The sequence below is a fragment of the Kocuria rosea subsp. polaris genome (genome assembly GCF_001483755.1).
Classification (GTDB): Bacteria; Actinomycetota; Actinomycetes; order Actinomycetales; family Micrococcaceae; genus Kocuria; species Kocuria cellulosilytica.
This window is the reverse complement of record NZ_LQBK01000004.1, coordinates 90,901-107,924: the sequence shown is the minus strand read 5'-3', so window position 1 is coordinate 107,924 and position 17,024 is coordinate 90,901. Positions and strand designations below refer to the sequence as shown.

Below are 17,024 nucleotides of genomic sequence, written 5' to 3'. Positions count from 1 at the left end.
GTCGGTCTCGATCCGGCAACGCCCGGGAAGCGCGGGACCGAGGACCGGCTCAGGCCGCGAGCGCGGGCCGGAGCACGGCGTGGGCCCAGGCGCCCAGCGGCGTGGGCGTCGTGGTGGCCGGCCCCCGCGGGTCCTCCGGCGTGAAGCCCCGCTGTCCCCGGGACATCCCCAGCACCCCCTCGACCTGCGCGTCGGTGAAGCCGGCCGCGCGCAGGGCCGCGGCGACCTCGTCCTCGGCCACCTGCACGGCGGTGACCGGGCGTCCGAGCGCCTCCCCGACGATCCGAGCGACCTCGGCGAAGGAGAGGTCCTCGGGGCCGTGCACCCCCTGCGTGTGCCGGCCGGTCCAGTCGCCGGACAGCAGCCGGACGGCGGCGACGTCCCCGATGTCCCGCGGGTCCACCCAGGGCATCCGGTGGTCGACCGGCAGGGTGGTGCTCAGCACCCCTGAGCGCACCGACTCGAGGTCCAGCAGCAGATTGGTGAAGAAGTACCCGCAGCGCAGGTGGGTGACGTGCGCGCCCGTGGCATCGAGCAGCTCCTCCGTGCGGGCGAGACCGTCGATCTCCCCGAAGCCGCCGCGGGCCTCGGCCCCGACGCTGCTCTGGAAGACCACCCGCGGCACGGCGTCCTCGCTCACCGCGGCGGCGGCGACCTCGCCCATCCGGGCGTAGCCGGCCACGGGGTCGCCCTCGCCGGTGGGCGGGTCCACCCAGTACAGGGCGTCGGCGCCGGCCGTCGCCCGGCGCACGGTGGCGAGGTCCCCCTGGTCACCCTCGACCACCTCGCAGCGGGACCGCAGGGCCGGGTCCAGCCGGGACGCTCTGCGCACCAGGACCGTGGGCCGCAGCCCGGCTTGCACCAGCAGCCGCACGACCCGGGAGCCGACGTGCCCTGTGGGTGTGGTGACCACGATCTTCACGACGGGACCTCCTCCGTCTCGAGCAGTCCGTGCACCCACCACGCTACGGCTGCCGCCGCGCCGCGTCACGCCGGCGCCGTCCCCGGGGTGGTCCGTGCACCCGGTTCTTCCTAGGCTGAGAGTCCCAGTCGGCCCCATCTCGCACCGAGGAACGACCATGACGTCCACCCCGTTCACGATCCGACCGGCGACGAGCGAGCGGTTCGACGACGTCGCCGCCGTCCTGGGTCCGCGGAACCCCGACTCGGCGGTCTGCTGGTGCCTCACCTACCGGCTCCCGTCGAAGGAGAACCGCGCCCTGGCCGCCCGGGAGCGCCCCCGGGTGGTGCGGGAGCTCTGCGCCCGGCCGATCCCGCCGGGCGTCCTCGCCTACGACGACGACACGGTGGTCGGCTGGTGCGGTGTCGCCCCGCGGGCCGAGCTGCACGCCTTCACGCACGGCAGGACCATCCCGCACGTCGACGATCTCCCGGTCTGGGCCGTGTGGTGCTTCCGGGTGCGCGGCGGCCACCGGGGCCGGGGTGTGGCCCAGGCCCTGCTCGAGGGCGCCGTGGAGCACGCCCGCGGCCACGGCGCGCCGGCCGTCGAGGGGTACCCGGTGAACAACGGGGACCGGAAGGTCGACACCACCATGGCCTATGTCGGCACGCGCGCCATGTTCGAGCGCGCCGGCTTCAGCAAGGCCGCCGACACCGCCTCGACGCTCAACACGTTCCCGCGCGTCCTCATGCGGCTGCCGTTGCGCTGAGCGGGATCTCCCGCTCGCCGCCGGCCGGGCGGTGGCCGGGTCCCCCGACGTCACACTGCGCCGGAGCGGGACCGCCGGGTGTGAGAGTGCCCACTCGGCCTGGGCATTGCCCGGTCCGTCCGGATAATGGGGAAGGCTGGCCCGAGCAGCGTCGCGGGGAACAGCACCCCCTTCCCCGCAAACGAAGCAGGACAGCATGACTCTGGAAAGACCACGCACCGAGGCGCCCGCGCCCGACGACCAGACCCAGGCCCCGGTCCCGGCCGAGGCCGAGGAGCAGCCCGAGAAGAAGAGCCCGGCCCTGAACATCCCGGGCCTGCTCGCCGGCGCCGCCACCGCCGCGACCATGTCCGTGATCGGCGGCCACCTCAGCGTGGTCGGCACCGTGCTCGGCGCGGCACTGACCAGCATCGTCTCCGGCATCGCCGTGGTCGTCTACTCCACCTCCCTCGAGAGGAGCCGGCACGGGCTGAAGAAGGTGAAGACCACCGTGGCCCAGCGCGTGCTCGCCCGCCCGGGCCTGGACGCCTCCGGCTCGGACGGCAGCACCGCGGTGACCGGCGGCAGCCGCTGGAGCGCCCTGCGCCCCCGCCTCAAGCCGCTGCTGGTCAGCACCGGCGTGATCCTCGGCCTGGCGGTCGCGGCCGTCTTCGGCGTCCAGGCGCTCACCGGCACGGAGCTGTCCGGCGGCACGGGCACGATCCAGCGCTCCGTGACCGGCAGCGAGTCGATCGCCGTGCGCAGCGCCGCCACCCCGGCCCCGGCCGAGGACCCGGCTGCGGGCACCGGCGAGGTCGCCCCCGCGGAGGGCACCGCCCCGACCGCGGAGACCCCCGCGGCCCCCGGTGAGGTCGCGCCCGGTGAGGTGGCCCCCACGGCAGGAGCGGTGACCGGGGACGGCAGCACGTCCGGCGAGGAGCTCCCGGCCACGGGCGGCCAGCAGCTGGACAGCGGCCAGACCGGCACCGGTGAGGCGGGCGCCGGCGCGGCCGCGGAGCCGGGCGTGACCGGCGCCGACGCCGGGGCGGTTCCGGCGGCACCGTGACCGGGACCTCGCGAGCCGGGGCGGGGACGTGGACACCACGTCCCCGCCCCGGCCCGTTCCGGGACGTTCGGCCGGGTGCCGGCGGCGCCATCTTTCGTCATGTTCGGTTCCCGCTCCTGACCAGGTGCGATGTTTCCGCGGCGGCGTGGAGGTCTGGACTTAAGTACCCAGACATATGCCCCGCCCGGCACCTAACTTGGGCTCACCCGGTTGCAGCAGCAGGCCGGTGGAGCAACGACGGAGGGAAAGACAGTGGCAGGGGTACGAGAGGTCCGCGGAAATCAGGTGGCACAGTGGCTGACGGTCGCGGCCGTCATGCTGTTCGTCGCCAACGGCGCCGTCCTGGCCCTGGGCTCCCAGGCCTACGGGTGGGCCACGCTGCTCTTCGCGGCCGCCGCGTACTTCGCGGTCTCCACCGGGATCGTGGGACGCACCCTGCGGCAGCACTGATTCCCCGGGGCGGCAGCCCCCGGTGCGTCACTCGGGCGGAACGGGCTCCCCGTCGTCGTCCCGGCGGCGGTTCTGCACCACGGCTTGGCCGATGAGCCCGAGGATCAGTCCGGCGGGCACGCCGACGGCCACGCCCAGACCGACGTTGCCGATCAGCACGCCGAGGAGGACGCCGAACGCCGGGCCGAGGGCGATGCCCAGGACGAACAGCTCGTTGCCGGGTGCTTCACGATCGCTCATGCGCTCACCGTAGGCACGGCGGCCGTCCACGGGCGGCACCCGGCGCCCGTGTCGCGCTCCGGGCGGTCGCCGCAGGCCCGGAGCGGCCCTGTCCGGCTGGTATCGTCCCTGTGGTCCACCCCACTGTGCACATCCAGCGAGGACCACCATGTCGCGCTCCCCTGCCCCGCGGACGATCTCCGCCGATGCAGAAACCGCCCTCTCCCCGACGACCACGACCCCTGCCCAGGACCGCCCGGCCGCGCCCGCTGCGCCCCGGAGTCGGCCCTCCGCGGTCGACACCGGCTGGATGCTCGGCCTGTTCGGCACCGCCATCGGCGCGGGCATCCTCTTCCTGCCGATCAACGCGGGCGCCGGCGGCCTGTGGCCGCTGCTCGTCGTCACGGTCCTCATCGGCCCGATGACCTACCTCTCCCACCGGGCGCTCGCCCGCTTCGTGTGCGCCTCCCCGAAGCAGGGCGAGGACATCACGGTCGTGGCCCGCGACTACTTCGGGGAGGGCGCCGGGCGGGTCATCACCGTCCTGTACTTCCTCGCGATCTACCCCATCGTGCTGATCTACGGGGTGGGCATCACCAACACGGTCGACAGCCTGCTGGTCAACCAGCTGGGCCTGCCCCCGGTGCCCCGCGTGCTGCTCTCCGGGGTGCTCATCGCCCTGATGATGCTGGTCATGGTCGCCGGCCAGCGCCTCATGCTCGCCGTGACCCGGTGGCTCGTCTACCCGCTGATCCTCGCCCTGCTGGGCGTGACGGTCTACCTCGTGCCGACCTGGCAGCTGGGCGACCTCGCCGTGGTGCCGTCCGCCGGCGAGCTCACGCTGTCGGTCTGGCTGATCATCCCGGTGATGGTGTTCGCGTTCAACCACTCCCCGGCCATCTCGCAGTTCTCCCTGGCCATGCAGCGCGAGCACGGGGTGCGCGCGCCGGAGGCCGCGTCCCGGGTGCTGCGCCGCACCACGGTGCTGCTGGTGCTGTTCACCATGGCGTTCGTCTGGTCCTGCGTGCTGTCCCTGGGCACCACCGGGCTGCAGGAGGCCCGCGACGCCAACCTGCCGGTGCTCTCCCACCTGGCCAACGTGCAGGACAGCCCCTGGATCGGCTACCTCGGCCCGGCCGTGGCGATCGTGGCCATCGTCTCCTCGTTCTTCGGCCACTACCTGGGCGCCGCCGAGGGCGCGGCGGGCATCGTGCGCAGCATGCTGCCCGCGCAGGCCCGTCAGCCGCAGGAGCGGACGCTGCGCCGCGGGATCGCGGTGTTCATCTTCCTCACCACGTGGGCGGCCGCGGTGCTCAACCCGAGCATCCTGTCCCTGATCGAGTCCCTGGCCGGGCCCGTCATCGCCGTGATCCTGTACCTCATGCCGATGTACGCCGTGCGCCGGATCCCCGCCCTGGCGCCCTACCGGGGGCAGCTGTCCAACGTGTTCGTGACCGTCGCCGGGCTCGTGGCGATCAGCGGCATCCTCTTCGCCCTGGTCCGCTGAGTCCGCTGCGCCCCCGGCGCCGGGGAGACCGCACCACGGCGGTTTCCCCGGCGCCGGGCGGGCCGTCCCCGATAGACTGAGGGCCGCACACCGACCCGGTTCGAGACCGGTGCTACTGCCGGAGGAACATGGCCCGCAACCCCACTGCCGCCGACGTCGCGCGCGAGGCCGGGGTCTCCCGGAGCGCGGTGTCGATGGTGCTCAACAACAACGCCGACGGCAACGTGTCGCCGACGGCCCAGCAGCGGATTCGGGATGCCGTGCAGCGGCTGGGCTACGTGCCGAACGCGGTGGCGGTCGCCCTGCAGAGCCAGCGCACCAGCACCATCGGCGTCATCACCGACGAGATCGTGACCAGCCCCTTCGCCGGCCGGATCATCAGCGGCGCCGGCTCGGTCGCCCGCCCGGCGGGCTACGTGCTCACCGTGGCCGACACGGAGGGCGTGCCCGGACGCGACCTCGAGCTCGCCGAGGCCCTGATCCACCGGCACGTCGACGGGCTGGTCTACGCCACGGGCGGTCTCGTGGAGCTGGACCCGCCCGAGCCGCTGCTGCACCGCCCCGCGGTGCTCGCCAACTGCTACGACCCGCAGGAGCGCCTTCCCGCGGTGATCCCGGACGAGGTCACCGGGATGCGCCGCGCCACGGAGCACGTGCTCGGCCTCGGGCACCGCCGGATCGCGCTGCTGACCGGCACGTCCGACTCGCCGGCCACGCCGCTGCGCCGTCAAGGTTTCGAGGCGGCCTGCGAGGAGTTCGGCCGGGACGGCCTGCGGCTCACGGTCGAGCCGACCGGCTGGGAGATCCAGGACGGCTACCGGGCGGCCCAGCACCTGCTCGCCCGCCCCGGGCCGCCGACGGCGATCCTGGCCTCCAACGACCGCACCGCCACCGGCGTGCTGCTCTGCGCGGCGGCGTCGGGCCTGCGGGTCCCGGAGGACCTCTCCCTCGTGGGGGTCGACGACCAGCAGAGCGTGGCCGATCAGCTCGTCCCCGCGCTGACGACCGTCGCCCTGCCGCACCAGCGGATCGGGGCCCGCGCCGTGGAGCTGCTCCTGGAGCAGCTCCAAGGCCTCGAGGTCCCGCCCGCCGTGGAGCGCATCGACTGCCCGCTGATCGTCAGGGCGTCGACGGGCCCAGCGCCCACCCGGTGACCGCGCCCGGCTCGACCACCGCGCACCAGGTCTCGCCGTCCTGCGGATAGGCCCGGAGGGTGTGGGACGGACCGTCCTGGGCGTAGAGCTCCACCACGGAGCCGTCGACCACGACCGTCCCCGCGCGCCCCGACCAGACCTCGCGCTCGCCGGCGGGACCGCGCAGCAGCAGGCGCACGGCGGCGTCCGGGCCCGTGGCGCGGAGCTCGGCGGCGTCCGGCAGCTCGATCGTCCCGTCCGCGGACGTCAGCTCGAGGGGCCGGCCCCGGTGCCCCGTGCACTCGGCGGCGGGGGCGGCAACGAGGACGTCGCCGTCCAGGCGGAGCTCGCGCGGCCAGGTGAGCAGGCCGGCCCACCCCTCCTCGTCGCTGATCTCCTCCGGGCGCGTCTCCCACGACCAGCCCCACAGGAGGGTGCGGTCCTCCAGCGCCAGCACCTGGGGCGCGTAGAAGGCCGGCCCCGTGTCCACGGCGCCACAGGCCTCGGGGGTGAAGCGGGGTGCAGCCCCCCGGACCCGGCCCCCGTCGTCGTCGTTGTCGGGGTCCTCATCCATGTGCCCGACGACGTAGCGCACGTCCTGGAGCCGGCCCGTCCCGTCCTCCTGGCGCATCCACCGGGAGACGATCAGCACCCAGCGGGACACCTCGCCCTCGACCACCTCGAAGAGCTGGGGGCACTCCCAGATCGAAGCGTCGAGGTCCGCGCTGAGCACGGGGTGGTCCGAGGTCAGCCACACGCCCAGGTAGGACCAGTGCTCCAGGTCGGCGGCGTCGTAGAGCAGGATCGCCGCCCGGCCGTCGGCGAGCCCCGCGCCCTGCAGCGCGTACCGCCGCCCCGCCCAGCGGAAGAGGAACGGGTCGCGGACCGCGACGACGCCGGGGTCCGCGGGCATCTCCGCCGCCGTGACGCCCTCCTGCCGCCAGGACCGCAGGTCCTCCGAGCCGGTGGCCAGGGTCACCCGGGACCGGTCGTCGCCGGCCTCGACACCGCTGTAGACCGCGGTCGGGCGCCCGTCGTCGACGGTGACCACCCCGGACCAGCAGCCGAACGCGTCGGGGCCGTGCTGCTGCGGGCGCAGGGCCACCGGCTCCTCCTGCCAGGTCACCAGGTCCGGTGAGGAGAGGTGTCCCCACTGGATCGCGTCGTGCCGGGCGGAGCCGGGGTTGTACTGGAAGAACACGTGCCAGGTGCCGTCGACCCGGCACAGCCCGTTGGGGTCGTTGAGCCAGCCCCGGGCGGGCCGGGGGTGCGTCCGGGGGAAGGCCCGGCTCGCGGGCAGGACGGAGGAGGCGGTGCTGGGAGAGAGGGTCATTTGCTGCTTCCTGCGGTGAGGCCTTCGCGCAGGTAGCGCTGCCCGAAGACGAAGACGATGAGTGCGGGGATCATGGAGATCACGACGCCGGCCAGGACCACGGAGATGGAGCCCGTGCCCAGGTTCCCCTGCAGGGACACGAGGCCCAGGGGGAGGGTGAAGTTCTGCTCCGAGATGGTCAGGATGAGGGGCCGGAAGAACTCGTTCCAGTGGTAGTTGAACGCCAGGATGCCCACGATGGCCATGCCGGGCAGGGACAGCGGCGCGTAGATGGAGAAGAAGGTCCGCCAGGGGCTCGCGCCGTCCAGGGCGGCGGCCTCGGCGAAGTCGTTCGGCAGCCCCATGAAGTACTGGCGCATCAGGAACGTGCCGAATGCGGTGGGGACGGCCGGGATGATCAGCGCCAGGAGGGTGTCGGCCAGGCCCATGCCGCGGACCAGCATGAACACGGGCACGATCGTCACCTGGACCGGGACCATCATGGTGGCCAGGACCACGCCGAACATCAGCCCGGAGCCCCGGAAGCGCATGCGGGCGAAGACGTACCCGGCCATGGCCGCCGTCAGCATCTGCCCGGCGGCGATGAGCGCGGTGACCAGTGCGCTGTTGAGGACGAGCCGCACCAGGTCGATCTGCTGGGCGACCTCGGCGTAGGCCGTGGTGTCCGGGTCGGTCGGGAGGAACTTCGGCGGGAGGTCGAAGGCCTCGCTGGGGCTGCGCAGCGACGTCGACAGGGTCCACATGACGGGGCCCAGGACCGCGACGGTGGCGACCAGCAGGAAGAGGAGACCGGCGACACGTCCCGGTGTGGGCAGCGCCCGGCGCCGGCGTCGGCGGGGCGCCGGACCGGCCGTCCGGGGCGGGGTGTGAGCGGGTGCAGACATGAGATGTTCCTTCGTCGGTCGGGAGAGCTCACTGGTAGTGGACGTAGCGCCGCGAGAGGCGGAACTGCGCGAGGGTGACGAGCATGATGAGCACCATGAGCACCAGCCCGACGGCGGACGCCTTGCCGAACTCCAGCTGCTGGAACGCCGTCTGGTAGACGACCATCACGGCGGAACGGGTCGAGTCCCCGGGTCCGCCGCGGGTCAGCACGTAGGGCTGGTCGAAGACCTGCAGCGCCGTGATGATCGCCGTCACGGACGCCACCAGAAGGGTCGGGCTGACCAGGGGCAGGGTCACGCTGCGGAACTTGGACCAGCCCTTGGCGCCGTCGAGGTCGGCCGCCTCGTAGAGCTCCTTCGGGATGGACGCGATCCCGCCGAGCAGGATCAGGAACGTGAAGCCGAAGTTCTGCCACACGTAGACGAGCACCACCACGAGCGAGGCCCCGGTGGTGGTGGTCAGCCAGGGCACCGCGGGCAGGCCGACGGTGCCGAGGAGCCAGTTCACGACGCCGAACTGCTCGTTGAACATGTAGCGCATGAAGATCGAGACGCTGGCCGCCGAGAGGATCAGCGGGAAGAAGAACGTGGAGCGGAAGAACAGCCGCAGCCAGGCCGGCATCCTCCCCTGCACCAGCACGGCGAGGGTCATCGCGAGGGACAGCTGCAGGGCCACCGCGACCACCACGAACACGATCGTGTTGAGGAACGAGACCCGCACGGTCCGGTCCGTGACGAGCTCGGTGAAGTTGCGCAGCCCCACGAACTCGGGTGCGGAGATGATGTCCCACTGGAAGAAGGCGAGCACGACGGAGGCCAGGATGGGCAGCACCGTGAAGACGCCCATCCCGATGACGGTCGGGGCCAGGAAGGCGACGGTCATCCACTTCTCGGCCCGGGACCGGGTCCGCCGCGGTGGCGGCGCGGGCGCGGAGGCCGTCTTCCGTGCGACGTCCGGTGCCGGCGCCGGTGCGATGGTGGTCATGCGTCCTCCCCGAGGATGAGAGCGAGTTCGGTGTCGAGCCGGTCGAGGGCCGTCGTCATCTGGCCGGCCCCGCCACCCATGGCGACCGCCACGTGCTTCATGAGCGCGGACTCGACGGCGGCCTGCTGCGGTGGGGCGGGTATGGGCCCGGTGCTGGGAAAGCGGTCCAGCGTGTCGTAGAAGACCTGCCAGTGCTCGGGGCCGGCCCCGCGGTAGAAGTCCGCGGTGACCATGGAGCGCCGGCTCGGGGTGGTGTTCGGGTGGGGCATGGCCAGCTGCATCGACTCCTTGCGGGCCGTGAACTTGATCCACTCCCACGCCTGGTCCTTGCGCTCCGAGGTCTTCATCAGCGCGTAGCCGGCGCCGCCGAACTGGTGCCGCTGCGTGCGCCAGCGCGGGAAGAACTGCACGTCGAAGGCCTCCGGGCCCATCCCGGCCTCGTTCAGCCCCTGCGCCCAGTACCCGCCGGCCGGGGTGGCGCCCACGCGGTTGGAGGCGAACAGGCCGATCAGGGCGTTGCCGCCGCCTTCCTCGGGGCGCACGCCGAGGTCCTCCTGCACGAGCTCCCGCAGGTGGTCGAACGTCTCCGTGACCCGCTCGTCCCGGACGTTCGAGCCCGTCCACAGGTAGCCGCCGCTGCGGTCGGCACCCGCCGGGTGGTCCCCGTAGAAGCTGTTCCACAGCCAGCCGCCGCCCGGGGCCTTCTCCTCGGTGAGGAAGCTGGTGCCGTTGGCGTAGAGCCACGGGACCACGCCGCCGAACAGGCGGTTCGTCCAGTAGTAGGGGCGGAAGGAGCCCTCGTTGGAGCGCTGCATGGCGCGCATGAGCCCCGTGAAGTCGTCCTTGGTCCAGTCGTCGGCGGGCCGCTCCGCCCCGGCCCGGCGCAGCGCCGCCGTGTTGAGGTACATGTTGGCCGCGTTGAACTCCAGCGGCAGCTGGTACAGGTTCCCCTTGTACATGAAGGCCTCCACGAGGCTGGGGTGCACGTCGCGGAAGTACTCGCCCATCGTGGCGGCGTCCCGCTGGACGAAGCTGTCGAGGGGCACCGCGAGCCGGTCGGCGAACAGCTGGGTGCCCTCCGTGGCCACGTACACCAGGTCCGGCGCCTGGCCGGCCGCGACCATGGTGAGGATCTTGGAGAAGAAGTCTCCCCAGTCGGCGCTCTGGACGGCCTGGATCCGCACCGGGATGTCCGGGTGCTCGGCCCGGAACTCGTCCACCAGCTGCTGGCGCTTCGCGGCGTCCTGGGACGTGCCCTGGATCGCGATCGTCAGGACGTCCTCACCACGGCCGGGGATGTCGGAGCCGGTCAGCCGCGGCCACGCCCCCACCGTGGCTCCGGCCAGGGCGACGCCGCCGACCCCCAGTAGCGCGCGACGGGTCATGCTGCTCGCTGCAGTCATCCGCGTGTCCTCACTTTGCTGAACTAACACGTGTCAGGTTCCTGACACGTGTTAGGAGAGTAGGGACATCCCGGTGCGGGTGTCAAGGATCACACTCGGGAGCGGGTGTGGTGTGTCGTCCGGCTGCGGCGTCGGGAGGCCGGTGCTCAGCGCGTCAGCTCACCGGCCCCGGGGCCGGTGAGCTCCCCGGGGTCCACCGGGCGACCGGAGACCGCGAGCAGCAGCGCCAGGGCGCTGCCGCGCACCTCCGGGCCGGTCCCGATGCCGATCTCGCCGCCCAGGACGGCGCCGGGGTCGGCGTCGGCGGGCACGAGGCGCAACCCCGCCGCCCGGTCCCTGCCGCCGCCGAGCCTGCCGCCGGTCCGCAGCTGGTGCCGGAGGGCCTCAAGGACCGGCCCGGCCGGATATCGGCGGGTCAGGGCGAGCGGGCGCCGGATGTCCTCCCCGTGCACGAACGCCTCGACCAGCCGGGTGGCCGGCGGCGCCGGCGCGCTCGTCGTGCGGCCGCTCACCGCACGGAACGCGGCCAGCGTGTCCCGCGGGTCGGCGCGGCGCTCCCGCGCGATGCCCCGGGCGTTGCAGCGGTCGAAGTCGAAGCCCGCGGCCGCGAGCCGGCGGAGGAAGCCCAGGCGCGTGGTGCTCGCGTCGTCGACGAGGTGGGCCAGGACGTCGTGCACGTCCCAGCCGGGGCACAGCGAGGGGGTGGCCCACCGCGAGGCCGGGACGTTCGCCAGGTCCCGGGCCAGCGCCCGGCGCTCGGCGTGGACCACGGGCCAGATCTCGGTCATGCCGCCTCCGCTCAGCTCAGGGCCGTGCCTCGCACGCTACCGGGGCGGGCCCGCCCTGGGAACGGCCGGGCCGCGCCGGCTCCGCGCCCGGTTACGCCAGGACCGCGCCTCGGCGCCGCCGGGACCGCGCCCGCACCGGCCGGCGGGGACCGGCGTCGTCGTCGGCTACCGCACGTGCTCCCGGAGGAAGGCGACCGCGCGCTCCCAGGCCGCGGTCGCCGCCTCGGGGCGGTGGTTCGGCCGGTTCCGGTCGTTGTGGAAGGCGTGCGGGGCGTCGTAGTAGTGGAACTCCACCACCGGCGCGGAGGACTCGCGGCGCAGCTGCTCCTCGAGCGCCTCCGCCTGCTCCACCGGGTAGGCCGTGTCCTCCCGGCCGTAGTGGCCCTGCACCGCCGCGCGCACCCCGTGGCAGGCGTCCGGCACGCCCTGGCCGACCCCGTAGAACGGCACCGCGGCGCCGATCCGCCCGCCCTGGTCGGCGGCCAGGGCGAGGACGAAGCCGCCGCCCATGCAGAAGCCGATGGCCCCCGCCGTGGAGCTGGTGACCGCCTCGTGGCCCAGCAGGAAGTCGACGGACCCGGCGAGCAGCCGGACGCCCTCGGCCTCGGGCAGCCGGGACATCATCTCGGCGGCCTCCTCGCCGTCGTGGGTGACGGACCCGCCGTAGAGGTCAGGGGCCAGGGCCACGAAGCCCTCGGCGGCGAGCCGGTCGGCCACGTCCCGGATGTGGTCGGTCAGCCCCCACCACTCCTGGATGACGATCACCCCGGGCCCCCGTCCGGCGGGCGGCAGCGCCAGGTAGCCGTGGGCCTGCCCGCCGGCCGAGGGGAAGCTGACGTTCTGGTGCGGGGTGGTCTGCACTGCGGTGCTCCTTCGCGGTCGGGGCTGCGTCGGGCCAGTGTAGGCAGAAGTGTGGACAGGCGGATCCCCGTCACAGAGCGCGGAGAGGGTGCTCCTGTCTATTTGCTTTCGTACACTTCAAAACGGCCGGCACGACCGCCCGCCCGCGCACAGAAGCCAGGAAGCATGCCCCAGCCCGGTGGCGCCACGCCGCATCGGGGAGCGTCGCCCCGCAACCGCGACGAGCGCACCGCCGGCGCACGCCTCCGGACGTCACCGAGCGGGCGCACCCCGCAGTGGGTGCTCGACGACGCCCTGGAGCAGCGGCAGCAGGCCCTGCTGAGCCCGGGCGCACGGCGGCGCCGGGCGCGGCGCGCCGCCCGTGCCGCCCGGCGCTCCGCCCGCCGCTGGGCGAAGGTGCCCCGGAGCCGCAGCAGGGCGTGGCGGGCCACGCCGGCCGTGGGCGTGGTGGTGCTGCTGATGCTCTGGTTCACGCCCGGGCTCTTCCAGGACTACGCGCTGCCGGTCCTCCGCCCGTACTTCCCCGGCGCGTCGGCGCCCCCGCCCGGCGTCGAGGCCGCGCGGGCGCCGCTCGGCACGCCCCCGGCGGTCGCGGACACCGGCGGCTACCGCTTCATGGACTCCCCGGACCCCGGCCAGCCGATGGTCGCCTACGACCCCTGCCGCCCCGTGCACTACGTCGTGCGCCCGGACGGCGCCCCGCCGGGCGGTCAGCGGCTCGTCGAGGAGGCCGTAGCCGAGATCTCCGCGGCCACCGGGCTGCGGTTCGTCGCCGACGGGACGACGACGGAGGCCCCGTCCGCCCAGCGCGCCCCCTATCAGCCGGACCGCTACGGGCGGCAGTGGGCGCCCGTGCTCATCACGTGGTCCGACGCCACCGAGGTCCCGGACCTGGCCGGGAACGTGGTGGGGCTGGGCGGCAGCACGCCCCGGCAGGCGCCCGGGCGGCCGTTCGTCTACGTCACCGGCCAGGTCACCCTCGACGCCCCCGGGCTGACGGAGGTGCTGGACCGCCCGGACGGCGCGGCCCACGTCCGCGCGACCATCGTGCACGAGCTCGCACACGTCGTGGGGCTCACCCACGTCGACGACCCCGCCCAGCTCATGCACCCGGGGGGCGGGGCCACCGTGCTCGCGGCCGGGGACCGGGCCGGACTCGCCGAGCTGGGCGCCGGGGAGTGCGTGCCGCAGCTGTGACCCAGTGCGGGCGGGGCCTGGGCAGCCCGGTCCGTCAGCGGCGGCGTCCGCCCCCGTCGTCCTCGTGGCCGTCGGCAGCCGGTGCTCCGCGCCGGGAGACGCCGACGAGGACCGCGGCCGTCGCCGTGATCGCCACCGCGAGCACCGCGATCCAGACCGCCACCGCCCCGTAGCCGCCGGCCGCCTCGTTGGGGTCCAGGAACGGATAGGGGTACCACCAGGGGTTGCCCGTGCCCTCGTCCAGCACCCACGGCGCCCGCACCAGGGTGTAGACCGCCCACAGCACCGGGTAGACGACGATGCCCGCGACCGTGCGCCACCGGACCCGGCTCCGGCCCGGCGCGAACAGCCAGTCCAGCAGCGCGTAGGCGGGCACGATCGTGTGCAGCACCTCGTTGGCCCACGGCTGCTCCAGGCCCACCTCCTGCGGCAGGCTGCGCAGCAGCGCGTTGTAGACCACCCCGGTGGTGACCGTGTACGTCGTGGCCGCGGCCCGCAGGGCGGCGAACCGGCCCGGCTCGGCGCCCTGCCGGGCGAGCAGGAACCACGCCCCGATCCCGAAGACCACGGCGTGGAACAGCGACGTCTGGATCGTGAAGTAGGAGAAGAAGTTCGCGACGTCGACCGCGAGGGCCTGGTCCCCGCGCTCGATCCAGAACCGCAGATAGGCCTGCAGCCGCCCGGCCACGGCCGCGAGCAGGGCCAGGCCCGCCAGCACGCGGGCCGCGGCGAAGCCTCGTCTCATTCCTGCCCCCCCTCCGATGCTGCAATCTACCCTGCACGCTGACCTGCGAGAATGGGAGACCCGACAGCACCGGCCGAAGCGGAGGGAGCACCGTGCGCAGGACCGCAGCCCCGCAGCCCCGTACCCGGAGGGCGGTGCTCGTCCCGCTCGCGCTCGCCGTGGGCGTCCTGGCCGGGTGCACCCCGCCGGCCCCGCAGGGCTCCTCCCCCGCCGAGCGCGCGCTCGCCGCCCTGTCCGTCGAGGACGCCGCCGGCGGCGAGGACTACGACCGGCTCGACCAGTTCGGGGACTGGGCCGATCCGGACGGCAACGGCTGCGACGCCCGCAACGACGTCCTGGCCCGGGACCTGACCGGCGACGTGGTCGACGACGACGGGTGCACGGTCCTCTCCGGGACCCTCGAGGACCCCTACACGGGCCGGACGATCGCGTTCCAGCGCGGTCCTCTGACCTCCTCCGACGTGCAGATCGACCACGTGGTGGCGCTGCGGAACGCGTGGGTCTCCGGGGCCGACCGGCTGGACCCGGACGGGCGCACGGCCCTGGCCAACGACCCCCTGAACCTGCGGGCCGTGGACGGGCCGACCAACGGGGAGAAGTCCGCCTCCGACGCCGCCGAGTGGCTGCCGCCGCACGATGCGTTCCGCTGCGAGTACGTGGCCACGCAGATCGCCGTCAAGACCCGCTACGAACTGTCCGTGACGGTCGCCGAGCGGGACGCCATGGCGGACGTGCTGGCCGGCTGCCAGGAGCAGGAGCTGCCCGGCAGCACGCCGCCCGCCGGGAACGCTGCCCCGGCGGAGCCGTCCGCCGCGGAGGCCTCGGCCACGGGGTCCTCCGCCGCGGGATCCACCGCCACGGGGTCCCCGGCCACGGGGTCCCCGGCCACGGACGAGGTCTACTACGCGGACTGCGCCGCCGTGCGCGCGGCCGGCGCGGCCCCGCTGCGCTCGGACCAGCCCGGCTACCGCCCCGCGCTGGACCGGGGTGGGGTCGAGGGCCTGGCCTGCGAGTGACCAGTGTCGCGGCCGGCGCCTCCTGCGCTCCTCCGGGAAGCCGGCGGCGCTCCTGCGGACGGACGCTCGGGACGGCTCGCTCAGTGAGCGGCCAGCGCCTCGCCGACCGGCGGCTCGGCGCCACGCCCGAGCCAGTGGGCCACGGGCACCAGCACGATCAGGGCGAGGAAGCCGGCCAGCACCACCGTCGGCACCGCCAGGGAGTCCTCGAAGTTGGCGAGCACCACCACGGTGGCCGCGCCCATGTTCCGCTGGGAGGCGGAGATGCCCAGGACAGCCCCACCGCCCGACCTCCAGGAGCCCAGGACCCACCCGAGCCCGAAGTTCAGGGCGATGAAGGCCAGGATCGCCGCGAAGGTCCCGGTGCCGGCCAGACCGGCCAGTTCGCGGTGGTCGGCGACGAACTGGTTGACCAGCATCACGATCATGGCCACGAGGCTCAGCCGCCCCACGTGCCCCTGCGCCAGGCGAGCGGCCGCCGGGGTGAACTGGCGCAGCAGCACCGCCCCGACCAGGGGCAGGAACATGGTCAGCAGCAGCACGGAGGCGATGGCGCCCGGGGCGACCTCGACACCGGGGAGCAGGACCGGCAGTGCCACGGGCATGTAGCCGATCGTGGCGAGCAGCATGACCGCCAGCAAGGACGAGGACACGGCCATGTCCGCGCGCGCGAGCTTCGACAGCTTGAGCACGAACGGCGCCCCGGCGGCGCAGGCCAGCACCATCAGCCCGATACGGGCCTCGTCCGGGATGCCGAGTGCGGAGACGACGCCGAAGGCCACGGCCGGGGCGACGACGAAGTTCGCCGCCATGCCCGCCAGCACCAGCCGCACGTCCTTGAGCGGGGCGAGGAACTGCTGGACCGTGTGCCCCAGGCCCACGGCGACCATGCTGGTGACCGCGAAGAGCGGCACCGCGACGGCGGCCACGGCGTCGGTGGCGGTCTGCAGGTCCATGGGGCTCATTGTGGGCGGGTGCCGCACTAGACTGGCCCCAGATTTCCATCCAGTGGAAGAGGAAAGCATGGCTGGGAACGCGGACACCCCGGGTCGCTCCGTCACCTCCCGGGTCCTGGAGGTGCTCGGATCCTTCGATCCCACGCACACCAGGCAGACCCTGTCCCAGATCTCACGGCGCAGCGGGATTCCGGTGGCCACCTGCCACCGGCTCCTCAAGGAGCTGTCCGGGTGGGGGGCGGTGAGCCGCCGGCCGGACGGCACGTACACGGTGGGGCCCCGCCTGGCCAAGCTGGGGATGCTCGCCCCGATGCAGCGGGGGCTCCGCCAGGTGGCCGCTCCCTACATGCAGGACGTCCTCTTCGCCACGCGCCAGGTCGTCAACCTCTTCGTGCTGGACGGCACGGAGGCGCTGCTCCTGGACCGGATCGCGGGCACCCACGTCGGCGCTCCGATCGCCCGCCCCGGGGACAAGCTGCCGCTGCACACCAGCGCCGGCGGGAAGGTGCTGCTGGCCTACGGGCCCGCCGAGCTGTGGGATGCCTGCACCCAGGCGCTCGTGCGGGAGACCTCGCGCAGCATCGTGGACCTTTCCCGGCTGGAGCAGGAGCTGGCCTCGGTGCGCGAACGCGGCTACGCGACGACCGACGGGGAGCACTCCCCCGGTGCGCACGGCCTCGCGGTGCCGGTCCGGGACGCCGGAGGCGACGTGATCGCCGCTCTGGGCATCGTCACCCTGGCGCGGATCAAGGACTCCCAGCGCGTCGTTCCTGCGCTGCAGGTGGCGTCCGCGGCGATCACCCGTTCGCTGGGCGTCCCCGCCTGACACCCC

At 73.9% G+C, this 17,024-nt stretch carries 18 protein-coding genes; 8 read left to right on the top strand and 10 right to left on the bottom strand.

The features are described from left to right. Window positions 1-49: 49 nt before the first annotated feature. On the bottom strand, window positions 50-922 hold the full coding sequence (locus tag AVL61_RS02990) for an NAD(P)H-binding protein (protein ID WP_058872868.1): 873 nt from the start codon (window positions 920-922) through the stop codon (window positions 50-52). A gap of 157 nt (window positions 923-1,079) precedes the next feature. On the opposite strand from AVL61_RS02990, the gene AVL61_RS02985 reads away from it, so the two are divergent. From AVL61_RS02985 to AVL61_RS17745, 3 genes are all read left to right on the top strand, one after another. Beyond that, complete coding sequence (locus AVL61_RS02985; RefSeq protein WP_058872867.1) at window positions 1,080-1,670, top strand: GNAT family N-acetyltransferase; 591 nt, start codon at window positions 1,080-1,082, stop codon at window positions 1,668-1,670. A 196-nt stretch (window positions 1,671-1,866) separates the two neighbouring features. Then, the gene (locus tag AVL61_RS02980; RefSeq protein ID WP_058872866.1) at window positions 1,867-2,715 is read left to right on the top strand and encodes a hypothetical protein; all 849 of its coding nucleotides are present in this window, start codon (window positions 1,867-1,869) and stop codon (window positions 2,713-2,715) included. Between the two features lie 285 nt (window positions 2,716-3,000). Continuing rightward, window positions 3,001-3,165: a hypothetical protein gene (locus AVL61_RS17745; protein WP_157571268.1), complete on the top strand. Its 165-nt coding sequence runs from the start codon at window positions 3,001-3,003 to the stop codon at window positions 3,163-3,165. Between the two features lie 27 nt (window positions 3,166-3,192). Here AVL61_RS17745 and AVL61_RS02975 read toward each other — a convergent pair whose 3' ends face one another. Next, the gene (locus AVL61_RS02975; RefSeq protein ID WP_157571267.1) at window positions 3,193-3,405 is read right to left on the bottom strand and encodes a hypothetical protein; all 213 of its coding nucleotides are present in this window, start codon (window positions 3,403-3,405) and stop codon (window positions 3,193-3,195) included. Window positions 3,406-3,553: 148 nt separating this feature from the next. Between AVL61_RS02975 and AVL61_RS02970 the strand changes: the two genes are divergently transcribed. Beyond that, entirely contained in the window at window positions 3,554-4,891 is a 1,338-nt protein-coding gene (locus tag AVL61_RS02970) for an SLC5/6 family protein (RefSeq protein WP_058872864.1), read from the top strand. A 128-nt stretch (window positions 4,892-5,019) separates the two neighbouring features. Continuing rightward, window positions 5,020-6,045, top strand: coding sequence for a LacI family DNA-binding transcriptional regulator (locus tag AVL61_RS02965; protein WP_058872863.1), 1,026 nt, complete (start codon window positions 5,020-5,022; stop codon window positions 6,043-6,045). On the opposite strand, the gene AVL61_RS02960 is transcribed toward AVL61_RS02965, so the two are convergent. From AVL61_RS02960 to AVL61_RS02935, 6 genes are all read right to left on the bottom strand, one after another. Continuing rightward, window positions 6,011-7,357: a glycoside hydrolase family 32 protein gene (locus AVL61_RS02960; protein ID WP_058872862.1), complete on the bottom strand. Its 1,347-nt coding sequence runs from the start codon at window positions 7,355-7,357 to the stop codon at window positions 6,011-6,013. The two genes, AVL61_RS02965 and AVL61_RS02960, sit on opposite strands and share 35 nt — an antisense overlap. After that, window positions 7,354-8,241 (bottom strand): carbohydrate ABC transporter permease, encoded by an 888-nt coding sequence (locus AVL61_RS02955; protein ID WP_157571266.1) that lies wholly within the window; start codon window positions 8,239-8,241, stop codon window positions 7,354-7,356. Before AVL61_RS02955 ends, AVL61_RS02960 begins: the two co-directional genes overlap by 4 nt. A 28-nt stretch (window positions 8,242-8,269) precedes the next feature. Next, a complete protein-coding gene (locus tag AVL61_RS02950) occupies window positions 8,270-9,226 on the bottom strand; it encodes a carbohydrate ABC transporter permease (RefSeq protein WP_082696920.1) in 957 nt (318 codons plus the stop codon). Next, the gene (locus AVL61_RS02945) at window positions 9,223-10,629 is read right to left on the bottom strand and encodes an extracellular solute-binding protein (RefSeq protein WP_058872861.1); all 1,407 of its coding nucleotides are present in this window, start codon (window positions 10,627-10,629) and stop codon (window positions 9,223-9,225) included. The genes AVL61_RS02950 and AVL61_RS02945 overlap by 4 nt, the downstream gene beginning before the upstream one ends. A gap of 146 nt (window positions 10,630-10,775) precedes the next feature. Beyond that, a complete protein-coding gene (locus AVL61_RS02940; protein WP_058872860.1) occupies window positions 10,776-11,417 on the bottom strand; it encodes a maleylpyruvate isomerase family mycothiol-dependent enzyme in 642 nt (213 codons plus the stop codon). 165 nt (window positions 11,418-11,582) lie between these two features. Further along, complete coding sequence (locus tag AVL61_RS02935) at window positions 11,583-12,278, bottom strand: dienelactone hydrolase family protein (RefSeq protein WP_058872859.1); 696 nt, start codon at window positions 12,276-12,278, stop codon at window positions 11,583-11,585. Between the two features lie 165 nt (window positions 12,279-12,443). Between AVL61_RS02935 and AVL61_RS02930 the strand changes: the two genes are divergently transcribed. Then, window positions 12,444-13,475: a M10 family metallopeptidase domain-containing protein gene (locus tag AVL61_RS02930; protein WP_231738262.1), complete on the top strand. Its 1,032-nt coding sequence runs from the start codon at window positions 12,444-12,446 to the stop codon at window positions 13,473-13,475. Window positions 13,476-13,509: 34 nt separating this feature from the next. Here the strand turns inward: AVL61_RS02930 and AVL61_RS02925 are convergent, their stop codons facing one another. Then, complete coding sequence (locus tag AVL61_RS02925; protein ID WP_058872858.1) at window positions 13,510-14,220, bottom strand: Pr6Pr family membrane protein; 711 nt, start codon at window positions 14,218-14,220, stop codon at window positions 13,510-13,512. 92 nt (window positions 14,221-14,312) lie between these two features. On the opposite strand from AVL61_RS02925, the gene AVL61_RS02920 reads away from it, so the two are divergent. Next, the gene (locus AVL61_RS02920) at window positions 14,313-15,236 is read left to right on the top strand and encodes a GmrSD restriction endonuclease domain-containing protein (RefSeq protein WP_231738261.1); all 924 of its coding nucleotides are present in this window, start codon (window positions 14,313-14,315) and stop codon (window positions 15,234-15,236) included. Between the two features lie 80 nt (window positions 15,237-15,316). Here the strand turns inward: AVL61_RS02920 and AVL61_RS02915 are convergent, their stop codons facing one another. Further along, window positions 15,317-16,192: a bile acid:sodium symporter family protein gene (locus AVL61_RS02915; RefSeq protein WP_058872856.1), complete on the bottom strand. Its 876-nt coding sequence runs from the start codon at window positions 16,190-16,192 to the stop codon at window positions 15,317-15,319. Between the two features lie 67 nt (window positions 16,193-16,259). On the opposite strand from AVL61_RS02915, the gene AVL61_RS02910 reads away from it, so the two are divergent. Next, the gene (locus AVL61_RS02910) at window positions 16,260-17,018 is read left to right on the top strand and encodes an IclR family transcriptional regulator (protein ID WP_058872855.1); all 759 of its coding nucleotides are present in this window, start codon (window positions 16,260-16,262) and stop codon (window positions 17,016-17,018) included. Window positions 17,019-17,024: the final 6 nt, after the last annotated feature.

What these genes read in the sequence shown, in the direction of transcription:
- AVL61_RS02985 (WP_058872867.1), top strand. Translation starts at nt 1,080, where the DNA reads ATGACGTCCACCCCGTTCACGATCCGACCGGCGACGAGCGAGCGGTTC.
- AVL61_RS02980 (WP_058872866.1), top strand. Translation starts at nt 1,867, where the DNA reads ATGACTCTGGAAAGACCACGCACCGAGGCGCCCGCGCCCGACGACCAG.
- AVL61_RS02975 (WP_157571267.1), bottom strand. Translation starts at nt 3,405, where the DNA reads ATGAGCGATCGTGAAGCACCCGGCAACGAGCTGTTCGTCCTGGGCATC.
- AVL61_RS02970 (WP_058872864.1), top strand. Translation starts at nt 3,554, where the DNA reads ATGTCGCGCTCCCCTGCCCCGCGGACGATCTCCGCCGATGCAGAAACC.
- AVL61_RS02965 (WP_058872863.1), top strand. Translation starts at nt 5,020, where the DNA reads ATGGCCCGCAACCCCACTGCCGCCGACGTCGCGCGCGAGGCCGGGGTC.
- AVL61_RS02960 (WP_058872862.1), bottom strand. Translation starts at nt 7,357, where the DNA reads ATGACCCTCTCTCCCAGCACCGCCTCCTCCGTCCTGCCCGCGAGCCGG.
- AVL61_RS02955 (WP_157571266.1), bottom strand. Translation starts at nt 8,241, where the DNA reads ATGTCTGCACCCGCTCACACCCCGCCCCGGACGGCCGGTCCGGCGCCC.
- AVL61_RS02950 (WP_082696920.1), bottom strand. Translation starts at nt 9,226, where the DNA reads ATGACCACCATCGCACCGGCGCCGGCACCGGACGTCGCACGGAAGACG.
- AVL61_RS02945 (WP_058872861.1), bottom strand. Translation starts at nt 10,629, where the DNA reads ATGACTGCAGCGAGCAGCATGACCCGTCGCGCGCTACTGGGGGTCGGC.
- AVL61_RS02940 (WP_058872860.1), bottom strand. Translation starts at nt 11,417, where the DNA reads ATGACCGAGATCTGGCCCGTGGTCCACGCCGAGCGCCGGGCGCTGGCC.
- AVL61_RS02930 (WP_231738262.1), top strand. Translation starts at nt 12,444, where the DNA reads ATGCCCCAGCCCGGTGGCGCCACGCCGCATCGGGGAGCGTCGCCCCGC.
- AVL61_RS02925 (WP_058872858.1), bottom strand. Translation starts at nt 14,220, where the DNA reads ATGAGACGAGGCTTCGCCGCGGCCCGCGTGCTGGCGGGCCTGGCCCTG.
- AVL61_RS02915 (WP_058872856.1), bottom strand. Translation starts at nt 16,192, where the DNA reads ATGGACCTGCAGACCGCCACCGACGCCGTGGCCGCCGTCGCGGTGCCG.
- AVL61_RS02910 (WP_058872855.1), top strand. Translation starts at nt 16,260, where the DNA reads ATGGCTGGGAACGCGGACACCCCGGGTCGCTCCGTCACCTCCCGGGTC.